The sequence below is a fragment of the Odoribacter sp. genome (assembly GCF_985060555.1).
On sequence record NZ_CFKYFN010000014.1, the window covers coordinates 62105 to 76121 of the forward strand.

Sequence of the window (14017 nt, forward strand, 5' to 3'; positions counted from 1 at the left end):
TCAACAAATCTTGTCCGATTTTAAAGCTAAAAATTGTAAGTTTGTGAATCATTCGGATAATCATTTTACAATACGATAAAGATGAATAAAATAGCATTAATCACCGGAGCTACTTCCGGTATCGGCCAGGCAACAGCTTTAAAAGCTGCGGAAGCCGGATTCGATGTAATCATTACAGGCCGGAGAAACGACCGTTTACAAGAACTGGCTGAAAGTATCCGCCAGAAAGGAGCCGATGTACTCCCCTTAGCCTTCGATATCCGTCAGTCCGGAGAAGTCGAGACAGCCATTCGAAATCTCGGGGGGAAATGGAGGGATATCTCTGTATTGGTCAATAATGCCGGTTTGGCAGTGGGAGTCGCTCCCATCCAGGAGGGTGTCCTCGACGATTGGGAAAGAATGATCGATACCAATGTAAAGGGCCTGTTATACATCACCCGTGCTGTAGCCCCCCTGATGATCGCCCGGAATACGGGTCACATCGTGAATCTGGCCTCCATCGCCGGAAAAGAAGTATATCCCGGAGGAAACGTGTATTGTGCAACCAAACATGCCGTGGATGCCTTGTCCAGGGCTATGCGGACAGATATGCTGAAACATCATATTAAAGTAACCAATATCGCCCCGGGAATGGTAGAAACCGAATTTTCCATCGTGCGCTACAAAGGAGATAAAGAGGCTGCCGACAAAGTATATCAGGGTATGACTCCGTTGACCAACGAGGATATTGCCGAGACCATCATTTTCGCTATCACCCGTCCGGCCCACGTCTGCCTGAACGACATCGTCATCATGCCTACCGCCCAAGCCAACTCCAGAGACGTAGATAGAAAGTAAAAGGTTAAGCCTTTTACTTTTTTTAATCGAGCTCCAACCCGAATATCGATTTCAGGTCTGCAACGACGGGATTGAGTTCTATAAAATGCCGGAATTTTTCTCCGGCAGTGAATAATTTTTTTTCTTCTGTCGAATTCTGATCGTCGAATAACTTAAATGACAAGGTGATAAAGCCATTGTTCAACAATTTCATCAGTACATTCCGGAGATGCATTTTTAAAGCTTCGAGCTTATCTTGTTGCAACTGGTTATCTACTGCTAAAACAATATTTTCACCGTCGATCTCCGGCCGATGGGTCTTGAGAGCTATGGCAACCGTCGGTTCAGGACGATGATCTTGTATATAACGCTCCAGGGCAGCCACGACCTTCCTTTCGTCGATCACATCACGGGCTTCTACTTTGAATTGTTGCACCTCTGTTTTCTGCACTTTGACGACAGGCTGGGTTTGGCTGATTTGCCTCAGGGAATCCTTTATTTTAAAAGAAGCATCGGGGCGGTGACGGTCATTTTCAGCAAAATGCCTGACCGGTTTAGGAGTAGCGACAGCCTGTCCCCCTTCTGAAGCATTAGCTGCCGTCTGAAATTTACCCGCAAAACCTTCTATTTTCAGGAGAAAACCGACCTCAGAAGCCCTCAGATTTTTTTTTTTAGCTCATTGATCTGGCAGAGTTTGATCAATGCCAATTCGATGCACAGCCGCTTTTCCATGCGTACTTTGTATTGCATTTCACATTGTTCAACGATCTTCAAAGCTTCGTATAGAAAATCTACCTGACAATCCGCCGCCTGTTTGGCATAGCGTGCTTTTATTCCCGCACTGACCTCCAGTAATTGGACGGTTGCCGGATCTTTAGAAACCAATACATCCCTGAAATGCTTTCCTAAGCCGGCAATCAGATTCCCGCCATCGAATCCTTTTCCGATGATCTCGTTGAAAAGTAAAAAGGCTTCCCCCACTTTTCCGGCATTGAACAAATCGGTCAAACGGAAATAATAATCGTAATCGAGCACGTTCAGGTTTTCGATGACCTTTTCGTAAGTCAGGTTTTTGCCACAAAAACTGACCACCTGATCGAAAATAGAGAGCGCATCACGCATAGCTCCGTCGGCTTTCTGAGCGATCACGTCCAAAGCGGCTTCCTCGGCTGTAATCCCCTCCTTTGCCGAAATATACTTCAGATGCTCGACAGTATCTCCCACTTTCATCCGATTAAAATCATAGATCTGACAACGGGACAATATCGTGGGTAATATTTTATGTTTTTCTGTGGTAGCTAAAATAAAAATAGCATGTGCAGGCGGCTCTTCCAATGTCTTCAGGAAAGCATTGAAAGCCGAAGTACTGAGCATATGCACTTCGTCGATGATGTATACGCTGTATTTCCCTACCTGAGGCAAAATCCTCACCTGCTCTACCAATCCGCGGATATCGTCCACGCTGTTATTGGAAGCGGCATCCAATTCGTGAATATTCAACGAACGCCCGGCATTGAAAGCCTTACAGGATTCGCATTCGTTACAAGGCTCTGCATTGGGCTGCAGATTCAGGCAATTGATCGTTTTCGCAAAAATACGGGCACAAGTCGTCTTACCGACCCCTCTGGGACCGGTAAACAGATAGGCCTGAGCCAACTGATGGTTCACAATGGCATTCCGCAAAGTGGAAGTAATAGCCAACTGCCCCACCACCGTATCGAAACTTGCAGGCCTGTATTTTCGCGCCGAAACAATAAAATTTTCCATAAACAATCAACAATATACCCAAATAACGGATTCACTCCGTCCGGGCTGTAAAAATAGTAAGCTTTCGGCGTATTCGCAAATTCTCCACCCATTTTTGTGGATTTTCTCACCGGAAAAAATACCTGCCGCCATCATCGGGGCAGCAGGTATTTTTAATTTCATTACAATAAAAGGCTGCACCTCGGCATAATCATCCGAATAAGCCCGGTACTTCTGCTCCCGGTTTGTAATTCATTTTAAGTATTCATCGAAAAATTCCTCCAGTTTGTCGAACGGAATAATGTCCGTCCGGTCATACAAATCCGTATGCACGGCTCCGGGAATAATCATCAGTTCCTTGTTGTCACCCTTCAGCTTCCTGAAGGCATCCTCGCTAAAATAACGGGAGTGGGCTTTTTCGCCATGAATGAGTAGCACGGCACTGCGGATTTCATCGGCATACGCAAGTATAGGAGCATTGACAAAAGCCAGTGAGGAGGTCTTGTTCCATCCCAGACCGGAGTTGATGGAACGGGGATGATAGCCTCGTTCGGTCTTGTAATAGTCATAATAATCTTTCATGAACTGTGGTGCGTCGCCGGCAGGCTTAGGATTCATCACGGTGCGGGGATAAGTGCCGGTGCGATAATCTTCCATACGCTGGGCATTGAACTCCTGACGCATTTTATAACGGGCGTCCGCATTGTCGGCAGCATCGAAATAACCGTTCGCCGTACAGCGGCTGATATCGTACATGGTGGAGGCCACGGTTGCCTTGATACGCGTATCGTTGGCTGCCGCATTGATGGCAAAACCTCCCCAGCCGCAGATGCCGATGATGCCGATACGCCCGGCATCCACATCCGGACGCGTCGCCAGGTAATCCACCGCTGCCGAAAAGTCTTCGGTATCGATGTCCGGCGAAGCCACACTGCGAGGTTGTCCGCCACTCTCACCTGTAAACGAGGGGTCGAAAGCAATCGTGAGGAAACCCCGTTCGGCAAGTGTCTGAGCATACAGCCCCGACGATTGTTCCTTCACGGCACCGAACGGACCGCTGACAGCGATAGCCGGCAGTTCTCCCCCGGCGGTCGTTTTCGGTACATACAAGTCGGCAGCGAGCGTGATGCCGTAACGGTTGACAAAGGTTACTTTACTGTGGTTCACCTTATCGCTCTTCGGGAACGTTTTGTCCCATTCCTGTGTCAGTTTCAATTCTTCCATATTCCTGTTACTTTGAGTGTCCTGTGCCGGGCTTTCCGTCAAACCGGAGAGGCAGAGGAAAGCGGCCGTTAAAAAAGTTATCCGTTTCATAACCGATGTGATTTTAATGATTACTGTTTCTTGTTTTCTTTTCACATCGCAAAGTTACAGCGCCCAGCAAAGAGGCCCGGTAGATGGATTACAGATTGTATAACCCCAATCATAGAGATTATCCCATACTTCTTTTATCCACCGTTCCCGTTTCAGACGGACAAGGATAATCAGGCTTTTCGTTCCTGTCAATGTCACGGATATACCTTGCCGGTACGCCTCCTGCAACCGTATTGGCCGCCACATCTTTCGTCACCACCGATCCGGCGGCGATAATGGCATTGTCACCCACGGTCACCCCCCGCAGAATGGTAAAAGTGTCATAATCCGTTCCTTTCCCTATACCAGTCTGCCCATTTCGTATGCCTCCTGCAATTTCGGGCTTCCCTTAATTTCTCCCGCATGCCATACACCGCCGCAAAACAGCGTTCCCTTTACCGTCGGGTTCTCCAGACAATCGAGAAATCCCATGAAATTGGCAACGATACGGTCCATAATCGTTTCATCCTCTTCGGCAGCCGTGGCAATAAAATAGAACTCCTTATTCTTCATTTCGGTATAAGGTCCGCAGCAACGGTCTATCATCATTTTCATCTGAGCACTCATGGCATAGAAATAGACCGGTGTTCCCATCACGATGACATCTGCCGCAAGCATCTTTTCAATCACCTCAGCCGCATCGTCTTTCTGCGGACAGGGCTTCTTATACCGGCTGCATACGCTGCACCCCGTGCAAGGATGTATATTCTTGTCGCGCAGGAAAATTTTCTCTACCTGGTTTCCACTCTCAATGGCTCCGCGCATAAATTCATCGCAAAGCGTGTCCGAATTGCCGCCACGACGGGGACTGGACGATAAAATCAGAATATTCTTCGGCATGGTTTATCTATTTATATGTTTTTTCAAATACATTTACTCCTTGACAAACGGTTTCAGACCCTTGACAGCTTCCGCGGCGGTAATGCGCTTGCCACCATTATCCAGGTCGATGAGGATGTAACGGTCATTGCCCATCCCCAGTTCCTTCATGTATGACAACTGGCGTAACCCGTGACGGCTTTCGATGCGTTCCACCAAATCATGGTGTTCGGCTTCGGTCATGGCATATACCAAATCCACGCATGCCTGGTCCAAAGCCAGAATATCGGTAGAAGAAAGGATACCGACATTCGGGGTCACGACAGGAGCGGCATTCACCCCCTCGCAATCGCACGATACCGACATGTTGCGCATCACATTGACATACGTGATTTGCTTGCCGAAGTAATCGATGACAGCCTTTGTGGATTCGGTCATGCGTTCCATGAATTCCTCTTCACGGATATCCCATTGGTTATCCTGTCCCGGTGTAGTGTGAATCCAGGCCTTTCCGATCCGCCCGTCCGCACAGCCGATACCGATATTCTTGTTGCTTCCGCCGAAACCGCCTTGTGTATGTCCTTTGAAATGGGTAAGCACCACCAGGGAGTTGTAGTCGGTAGTATGGCTGCCTACTGACATTTTTCCGAACCATTTACCACCGTGAACAGGTAATGTCAGGGTATCTTCTTCGTCCAGAATATCTACAGGACAGAATGTCCAGCCGTTCACTTCCAATGTCCGCCGATGTTGTTCGGTGGTATAACGGTCGCCCTCGTAATAGGTATTGGTTTCAACGATATTGGCATCAGACAAATCTTTCCGGAACAGGGCTTTAACCCATTCCCGCGGGATAATGTTCGGTCCGTTCTGCTCCCCGGTATGCAGCTTCACTCCGGTATGTCCCTTGATGTCCGCACTTACCTGTTCATATGCTTCGATAAGTCCTTCAGCACTAAGGTTACGCGTGAAATAGACGATGGACTCGTTGCCGGTACGCTCTTCGTAAGGCACATACTTATTACCGTTTTTCCCGGGAACCGGCTCGGACTGTGCTACGGCAGTCGTTCCCATAACTAACAAACTTGCAATCATAATAGTTGATATTCGTTTCATTGTCATTTGATTTTATTGATTCAGAGTTTCAGATTCCTGATACAAAGTTAAGCGTATACCTGAAAATACAGTGTAGATGAATTACAGATATGATAACCCAAATTACATGATTTCCGGAAAAAACGGCATAAATCTGTAGCCAGGGTTATATTATCTGTAATCGGGGTTATGGGATTATCCGTATCATCCTCTAATTTTGTACAGTGAAAAATAAAGACATAGAGAATATGGATAAGATACTCTATTTGGACCATGTAGATCAGTACAACCGTTTGTACGGTCTTGAAACCCTGCATCCGTTGGTCAGTGTGATCAATCTCAATGAAGCGACCCGCGCGGTGGGCACCATACGTTTTAATTACGGAGTGTATGCCTTGTTTTTAAAACTGGAAAAGGCATGCGACATCAAGTACGGCCGCCAGAAATACGATTACGAAGAAGGGACCATCGTCTGTTTCGCTCCCGGACAAACAGCAGAGACGACGCCGACAGTCGGGCATATACAAACCGATGCCTATGGCATCATCTTCCATCCCGACCTGCTTCGCGGCACGTCATTGAATAAAACGATAAAGAACTACACCTTTTTCTCGTATGAAGTCAACGAAGCGTTGCACGTATCCGGGGAGGAACAGACTATCATTTTGGATTGTCTGAAAATCATACGGAAAGAACTGGAGCATGATATAGACAAGCATAGTAAAACACTGATTGCTACCTATATCGAATTACTGCTCGGTTACTGCATGCGTTTTTACGAACGGCAGTTTATCACGCGCAGCAAAAGCAACCGGGATGTGCTGACCCGTTTCGAGCAGTTGCTGGACGAGTATTTCGAAGGATCCGCCGCCGAGCGGGACGGACTCCCTTCGGTGAAACACTTCGCCGACAAATTGTGTCTCTCATCCAATTATTTCGGAGACATGCTGAAAAAAGAAACCGGAAAGACTCCGCAGGAATATATTCAGGAGAAAATAATCGAAGTGGCAAAGGACCGTATATCCGGCACCCAGGATACGGTAAGCCAGATAGCTTATTCCCTGGGATTCCAATATCCGCAGCACCTGTGCCGCCTGTTTAAGAAACGGGCCGGATGCACACCGAATGAATACCGGGCAAAGATGATTGGCTGAAAGGACAGATGAAAAAGACGTTGGACATAAAGAGCGTGTGTGAATGCAACCGCCGTTTGGGATGTAAAACACTGCATCCCCAGGCAAGTATCATCAATCTGGAACACCCGGATTTGGAGCAGGAAGCCGTGAAATTCGAATTCTATGCCGTGCTGCTCATCGAGGAATGCCCGGACGGCTGTGGCTGCTGCGGTCGCAAGTATTACGACTATTCCAATGCCACGATGGTATTTCTCAAACCCGGGGAAATTTTCCGCATGAACGAAGCGGGCGTGTTACCGGACAAAGGGTGGCTGTTGGCGTTTCATCCCGATTTACTGTACCGTACCTCACTGAAAAATCATATCAGGAACTATACGTTCTTTTCTTATAACAAGGAAGAGGCATTACACTTGTCCGGACGGGAAACGGCAACCATTACGTGCTGTCTTGAAAATATCGAAGAGGAACTGCACCACTCCATCGACACGCACACCGCAACCATTCTCTCACGGCATATCGAGTTGATGCTGGACTATTGCACCCGTTTCTACGAGCGGCAGTTCATCACACGCGAGAATAAGAACAAGACTGTGCTCGAAGAGTTGGAAACCCTGCTCGATGACTATATCGCCTCCGGCAGGTTACAGGGTGCTCTGTTGCCTACATCGGAATATTGTGCCACAGGACTGGGCCTATCCGTCCCTTATTTCAACGATTTGTTGAAATTCGAAACCGGCAAGACGTTGGATGAGTATTTCCAACTGCGACGGCTTGAAACGGCTAAAAGGATGTTGCTCAAAGCGGAAAACACCCCGGCCGTCGTAGCACGGCGGTTAGGCTATACCAGTGTGCAATATTTCAGTCTGTTATTCAAAAAAATTACGGGCATCGCTCCTAATGAATACCGGTATTCAAATTAATCAGATCATTCTACAAAACCATTTCCGCATGCCTCATCGACCGACGATGCAGAATTGGGTGGACTTTCTTACCGGAAAGAGCGGCGGAGGCGGCCTTGCACGGAGACCGCCCGCTGCATTACCGGTCATTATACCCTCTTCCATTTCCTTTCTTTTTTCAGACCGTTAAATGCATGCTGTCCGACACCATCCGTCCATTGGGGGAAGTGGCAAAACAATACGCCTCCACTTTCGATGCTTCCCACTCTTCAGGTAAGGCATATTCCGTTTCGCCCGCCACACCGCGATTATTCAAAGCAACGATACGCACCCGCTGCAAACCGGAAGCCAGCAACAGCCGCCCGTAATCTATCGTTGCCACCGAACCGGCACCGAACGATACTTTATCCATATTGAGCGCGACAAAGGCATTGAATGCCGTACCACGCCCTACTCCGGCAAAACCTTTACGGACAACAGGCAATATACGCCTGCCGAACTGCACCAGAGTCTTCATTTTTGCCCGTTGCTCCAGAATTTCCGGCGTAGGATTGTCTTTCCGCTTAAACACTTTCGCTTTCGCGATATTTTTACGTTTGGTGTAAACCAACGTAATATTACCCACCGATTTGGTAACCTTGCCCAACAAATAAGAATTAAATTCTGCCATGATTTTTAAATTTAAAGTTTAACATAATGAATCACTTGCACATAAATCCGTGCAATTCAGGACCGGGGTCCTGTTTCCGGTCGGTGATATCCGAATGTCCTACGACGTAACGGATGGGATAATGTTGTTTCAGTAACCGGCATATTTCCCGGAGCAGCCTTTTCTGCCGTTCTGTATAACGATGCCAGAAAGTCGCCAATTCACCCGTATCGTCGACATAAACATCCGCCGGAGCGACTTCCACGCCACACTCCGCCACGAAACGCCCCTCTTGCCACTGTAAACGCCCCAGATTATCCAACTCGATGCCGATGGAATAACGGTTCAGATTCGCCCGCCCGCCATAACAACTCCGCCCGGCGTGCCAGGCCTCCGTATCGAAAGGCACCAGCTGGAACAATTCGCCCTGCCGGCCAATGACCAAATGCGCCGAAGCTTTCACTTCTTCTTTTGCCAGGAACTCGGCTGCCGTGCGTGCACTTGTCCCGGCCGTGTAGTGCACCACAATCATATCGGGACCTGACAGCTTCCGGCTGTTTTTCCGGCAAACCAGATGCTGCACGCCACCATCCACCAAACGATGTTTCAAGATTTCCATAATTGCCAATAATAAGATTTATCACTTTCTCATCCGGAAACGACCGACGATATATCCGCCCAATCCGATTTCCAGCAAATCCCAGAACCGGGAGGTATCTTCCGGCATGGGCAAATCGGTAAACATACCCGCCAGTATGACCACAGTAAAGGCAAGCATAATCACCGGACGCCACGAACGCTGCAACCAGTTGCCCTGTGCCTCGCTGCGCAGCACGCCCGACTGCACCTGCAAATGTTCCCGTTCATAATCCACCAAAAGAGTTTCCAGTTCCTGCTTCAACCGTTTTTTCTCGGTCGAAGATATCGACAGGCGTTCTATGACACCGGCCACGGTTTCCACTATTCCTTTCATACGTCAGATTTTAAATGAATACACAAATAACTGCCGGGAGAATAAGCCGTCCCGTCTGCCGAAACGAAAAAACAATACAGGTGGACCGTCCCCGCCGGCAAACCTTCCAACTCTACGGCCACCCTTTGCTCCTGCCGGTAACTCACGGCTTTATCCAACCAAAGGGGCGAATACATTTTCCCTTCGCACAAAGCCACCACCCCCACCCGGTCGGTTGCCCGGACACCCGCCGGCTCCAGACTGTTTTTCCAGGTCAGGACTATACGCCGCCCTGTCTGTTCCGCCAATTCAAGACAATTCATCGGTGGAAGAGTGCCGAACACCAACAGTAACCGGGCCGGATCGAAAAGCGTACGTTCGTTGAACACATAGATGTTCTGTTTCACGAACAGGTTATACCCGTTCATCGCCGTATCTTTGGCCGCCAGCCGCCAGATATCCCGTAACCGGGTATCCTGCAAACGCTGATAAAACCGGACTGCCGCAATCAGACGCAACCGGGCGGTCCGGCACTTCAACGCATCCGGCCTGACCGCCGACAACGGAACAGAACGAATCCGGGTCACTCCCCTCACCCGGTAAAAAATCATGTTCCCGATACGGCCCCGAATCACATTTTCACTCTTTGCCATAACATTTTGTTTTAATAGGTTATACACAAGATCCCGGCCGGAATCAAATTTCGGAAGTAAAAGTAGCACCATCGTCTCCCCCTTTCAAAATCTATTATACAGACAGGGAAATACGTATATAAAGACAGGAAAATCCTATATGGAATAAGATCCGGGTATCCGGACGATATTTGCAGAAAACATTGAAACACTGCTCCACTGCATCGGTTCTCCGTCCAAATATTATATCGGCACGGCATTTGCCCTATACGGAAAATGAAACAGGAGAAACGCTCTTTGCATATGGAGGACGTTTTATCAATGGGATTCTGCATTTTACAAAATATTTTTGTACCTTTGCAATATAGTTTTAAATTAGGTGTTTTGTATATGGTTACTACAAGTGTAAATAAAGAGTGGGTTAAACTAAAGGATTTATCTTCAGCTTTCTCTCGTAGTGCATTTGTAGATGTCTTAAATTACAATGACTATTCACACTTTAATTGGTTGGCATCAAAATATGATACTTTAAAATGCACTACATATTTTGAGCTACTCAAAAAGTCATATTCTTTAATCTCTAAATACTACAGATGTGAGTATGTATATAAAAATGAGTTAATAAAACTTCTTCTAAAAAAATATGGCGCAAGAGACTCGGTTTATTTCAGCGAATTCAGAGTCGGGAACTCTATTGCTGATATGGTAATGTTTAATGGAGAGAGTAAGGCGTTTGAAATCAAAACCGAGTATGATACACCTCGAAGGTTAGATAAACAAATGGAAGACTATAAACGTTTTTTTGATAAATGCTATTTAGTTGTTCCAGAAGACAGATTAGAAGAATACTATAATATAGTCGAACCCACTACTGGGATTATAACAATGAGTCGGGATAATGGACGTATTATTCTAAAGGAAGTCAGATCGGTATATCAGAACGAACACTTTGAACCTAAAACATTAATGTCTTGTCTTAGAACAGACGAATATAAGAATATCACATTGTCTTTAGGCGTTTCTTTGGATGGAGTAGCAGGTTATGATATGTATACATATTGTTACAATGTTATTTCTCATGCAGATTCAGGCAAGGTTAGGGAGTTTTTCTTGCGTGAGGTAAAAAAGCGTAAAAACAATACATCGTTACTACGGAAATACCCTATGTCAATCAGACAAATGATGCTAAGTTTAAATTTGCCGGAAGATAAGGCGAATAAATTATTGAAACAATTGAACATCAACATAAATCATGCATAAATTATGTATTATCCATATCTTCGTGCAAAACAATATGAGCTTAAGGCTTTAAGAGAATTTTCAGCAGAACATAAAGGGCAAGATTCAATAACACCCATTTTAGAGCCGGTAAAACAACAGCCTAATGCATTAGATCTTGCTATAGATGAGATACTTGCCAACGGATTAAAATTTGCACTTATCTTAAATCCTAAAGATGGGGATTTCAAACACCCTACAGTTCATTTTGATGCATGGTCGCTGAATGAAAAATTAATGGATAATGATCATAAGAAGAGTTGGATTCCTGCATTTCTTTATTCCAAACGTAATGCTCATGAAATACCATCAATAATTGATAAGTATAAGTTTGAGCGTGCTATGATTATATTCCGTACCTGTATGGATATGGATGATGAAAATGCATGGGAGATAATCAATAATCCATCTATCGGATATATTGTAAACTCATTCGGCTCTACTATCTCAAGAAGATTAAGAAGTAAATTAAAGGAAACGGGAAAACAAATCATTCGATTAGATGACTGTTTCAAATCAAGGGTTCGTAATGCAGACTATGCACTCGAAGTAGATGAATTGTTTTCTGAGGAACCATTTTTCTATAAAGAAGAAGGCCATTTAGATGGATATTCAGATTACACGACCTTACCATCTGAATATATAGAAGGAGGCATGCTGCCATACGCTTTAGTTATTCACCTTTCCTATAGAAAGAACGAGGAACAATTATATGTTCATCATTTTGTTTCCGATAGCAATGAGACAAATAGTGATATTCGCGGAAAATTCAGAGAAGCTGCAAAGAAAGTCGCACCATTCTATGAAGATAAAAATCAGACAGAAGCGGTTAAAGAAATAATCCAAAAAGCTGATGCTTCCGATGGCTACCCAGGTCTTGGATATTTGAAAAAATTATCTGTAAAGAATCACTTGGAACTAATTCTCTCTTTATAATAACTGTGTATGTATATATGTAAAGATTGTTTTCTTGATGAAGAATTACGTTCCGAAATAAATGCCAATGCTGTTATCAATGGCGTATGTGATGTATGTGGAAAAGAAGGAAAGTTAATGGACTTCTCAGATTTTCATGGTTTCTTTAATGCTTTACTTTCACTATTTTCCTTAACAGATAACAGCAACAAAACAATAGTTGATATTATTCAAGACGAGTGGCATATCTTTAAAGATAAAGATGTTGCAAAAATTTTATTATCTGATATTATATCTACATCCCATTTGGACTACTCTATAGATACTTGTGTAGATTACACAAATGAAATCCAAGATCGTGTTGCAGTTTGGGATAGGCTAAAAAACAGTGTTAAAGAGAATTCTCGCTTTTTTACCAACATGGATGAATTTGCTCAATATGAATATCTTACAGCAGGAAAAAGTTTACATATTGGTCAAAAATTATATCGCTCCCGTGTTACTCCGATTGGTCAGAAAAAGATTAAATGGGATAAAATGGGATGCCCTCCAAAAGAATTAACTACAGCTGGTCGTGCCAATCCTATCGGAATACCGTATTTATATTTGAGTGACTCTGCTAAAACCACATATTTTGAAGTTCGTGCTGTGTATTTAGATAAATTGAGTGTTGGTACATTCAGAATAGAAAAAGATTTGAAGCTAATAGATTTTGTATATGATGTAAATTTATTTTTATCATACAATGATGGTAGTGTCCCTTTAAAAGAAACTATTATTAAAAAGAAAGTTATTGAAGCAATAAGCTCTGATCTATCAAAACCACTTCGCAGATATGATTCTGAAATAGAATATGTGCCCATACAACTTATTTGTGAATATTGCAGACGTATAGTTGATTCAGAAGGAGCTACTGCAGATGGAATTACTTTTGAAAGTTCTTTGCATAAAGGGGGACGTAATTATGTTCTATTTGATGAGTCTGCGGCAAAATGCATAAGAGTGGATTCGCATGAAATAACTCGAATTGATATTGATAGAAAATAATTTGTCACTCCCGCCCATCAAAAGTTTTGCAGAAAACATTGAAACAATGCTCCACACAAGGAGAAAACAGGGTGAAGACAGGTAACATAGCCGTTACACCTCCTATTCATACCCTATTCACACCTTATCCCCGACGTATGTATATAGGGCGTGAATAGGAGATGAATAAGGAGTAATCCCTAACCTGACGCTTTTTAGACCGGCAAATCATCCACAACAGGTTAGTTTATCAAACGGTTAATTTATTGCCGAAGTAACGGCTTCAGTCCGAGTTTTTTCTTGATGTATTTCTCTTATTAGAGAAAGAATATATAACTTTACTTCCCCAAAAGTATCACATGTGACGAATTTTAGTAAAATATGATAATTGACAGGGAAAGACACACTCTCCTCCTTGCCTAATTCAAAATTAATCCATTCCTTTGCAGTATATAACACTGAAAACCATGGCCAATTACATCCGTTTCGACTGGGCGATGAAATGCCTACTTAGGGATAAAGCGAACTTTTCCGTACTGGAAGGGTTGCTGACCACCTTGCTCAACGAGAAAATCACCATCCGGAAACTTCTCGAAAGCGAAAGCAACCAGGAAAGCGAGTTCGACAAGTACAACCGCGTCGACATCCTTGCCGAGGACTCCAAAGGTACCCTGATTCTCTTCGAGATTCAGAACAACAAC

14 protein-coding genes and 2 pseudogenes are annotated in these 14017 nt (G+C 44.8%); 7 read left to right on the forward strand and 9 right to left on the reverse strand.

Features of this window, described 5'->3' with window-relative positions; genetic code table 11:
• Window positions 1-81 precede the first annotated feature (81 nt).
• On the forward strand, window positions 82-837 hold the full coding sequence (locus AC5RDS_RS01990; protein ID WP_022160367.1) for an SDR family NAD(P)-dependent oxidoreductase: 756 nt from the start codon (window positions 82-84) through the stop codon (window positions 835-837).
• A gap of 22 nt (window positions 838-859) precedes the next feature.
• Here the strand turns inward: AC5RDS_RS01990 and AC5RDS_RS01995 are convergent.
• The 5 genes and pseudogenes from AC5RDS_RS01995 to AC5RDS_RS02015 all read right to left on the reverse strand — a co-directional run bounded on the left by AC5RDS_RS01995 (window position 860) and on the right by AC5RDS_RS02015 (window position 5850).
• Window positions 860-2583 (reverse strand): annotated as a pseudogene (locus tag AC5RDS_RS01995) (DNA polymerase III subunit gamma/tau).
• 231 nt (window positions 2584-2814) lie between these two features.
• Complete coding sequence (locus AC5RDS_RS02000) at window positions 2815-3876, reverse strand: alpha/beta hydrolase (RefSeq protein ID WP_494222188.1); 1062 nt, start codon at window positions 3874-3876, stop codon at window positions 2815-2817.
• 118 nt (window positions 3877-3994) lie between these two features.
• Window positions 3995-4192: pseudogene (locus AC5RDS_RS02005) on the reverse strand (acyltransferase); the annotation flags it as partial.
• A 23-nt stretch (window positions 4193-4215) separates the two neighbouring features.
• Window positions 4216-4755, reverse strand: coding sequence for a flavodoxin family protein (locus tag AC5RDS_RS02010; RefSeq protein WP_195457642.1), 540 nt, complete (start codon window positions 4753-4755; stop codon window positions 4216-4218).
• A 33-nt stretch (window positions 4756-4788) separates the two neighbouring features.
• Entirely contained in the window at window positions 4789-5850 is a 1062-nt protein-coding gene (locus AC5RDS_RS02015; protein WP_217773796.1) for a DUF362 domain-containing protein, read from the reverse strand.
• Window positions 5851-6077: 227 nt separating this feature from the next.
• On the opposite strand from AC5RDS_RS02015, the gene AC5RDS_RS02020 reads away from it, so the two are divergent.
• Both AC5RDS_RS02020 and AC5RDS_RS02025 read left to right on the forward strand, forming a co-directional pair.
• Window positions 6078-6983, forward strand: coding sequence for a helix-turn-helix domain-containing protein (locus AC5RDS_RS02020; protein WP_046404733.1), 906 nt, complete (start codon window positions 6078-6080; stop codon window positions 6981-6983).
• A gap of 8 nt (window positions 6984-6991) precedes the next feature.
• Entirely contained in the window at window positions 6992-7885 is an 894-nt protein-coding gene (locus AC5RDS_RS02025) for a helix-turn-helix domain-containing protein (protein ID WP_046404730.1), read from the forward strand.
• Window positions 7886-8042: 157 nt separating this feature from the next.
• On the opposite strand, the gene AC5RDS_RS02030 is transcribed toward AC5RDS_RS02025, so the two are convergent.
• From AC5RDS_RS02030 to AC5RDS_RS02045, 4 genes are read right to left on the reverse strand one after another with little or no spacing between them, the layout of a single operon-like run.
• Window positions 8043-8534 carry a hypothetical protein gene (locus AC5RDS_RS02030; RefSeq protein ID WP_217773794.1) on the reverse strand — a complete coding sequence of 164 codons (492 nt, stop codon included), beginning with the start codon at window positions 8532-8534 and terminating at the stop codon, window positions 8043-8045.
• Between the two features lie 31 nt (window positions 8535-8565).
• Window positions 8566-9132 (reverse strand): N-acetylmuramoyl-L-alanine amidase, encoded by a 567-nt coding sequence (locus tag AC5RDS_RS02035; protein WP_013611421.1) that lies wholly within the window; start codon window positions 9130-9132, stop codon window positions 8566-8568.
• 21 nt (window positions 9133-9153) lie between these two features.
• A complete protein-coding gene (locus AC5RDS_RS02040) occupies window positions 9154-9486 on the reverse strand; it encodes a 3TM-type holin (protein WP_288792414.1) in 333 nt (110 codons plus the stop codon).
• The gene (locus tag AC5RDS_RS02045; RefSeq protein ID WP_175315981.1) at window positions 9483-10118 is read right to left on the reverse strand and encodes a DUF6266 family protein; all 636 of its coding nucleotides are present in this window, start codon (window positions 10116-10118) and stop codon (window positions 9483-9485) included. The genes AC5RDS_RS02040 and AC5RDS_RS02045 overlap by 4 nt, the downstream gene beginning before the upstream one ends.
• A 282-nt stretch (window positions 10119-10400) precedes the next feature.
• Between AC5RDS_RS02045 and AC5RDS_RS02050 the strand changes: the two genes are divergently transcribed.
• From AC5RDS_RS02050 to AC5RDS_RS02065, 4 genes are all read left to right on the forward strand, one after another.
• Window positions 10401-11357 (forward strand): sce7726 family protein, encoded by a 957-nt coding sequence (locus AC5RDS_RS02050; protein ID WP_288792412.1) that lies wholly within the window; start codon window positions 10401-10403, stop codon window positions 11355-11357.
• 3 nt (window positions 11358-11360) lie between these two features.
• Window positions 11361-12311: a sce7725 family protein gene (locus AC5RDS_RS02055; protein WP_175315979.1), complete on the forward strand. Its 951-nt coding sequence runs from the start codon at window positions 11361-11363 to the stop codon at window positions 12309-12311.
• A 9-nt stretch (window positions 12312-12320) separates the two neighbouring features.
• Window positions 12321-13337, forward strand: a complete 1017-nt coding sequence (locus AC5RDS_RS02060) for an RES family NAD+ phosphorylase (protein ID WP_494222189.1) — start codon at window positions 12321-12323, stop codon at window positions 13335-13337.
• A gap of 446 nt (window positions 13338-13783) precedes the next feature.
• The coding region (locus AC5RDS_RS02065; RefSeq protein WP_494222190.1) for a PD-(D/E)XK nuclease family transposase at window positions 13784-14017 on the forward strand (234 nt) is incomplete at its 3' end.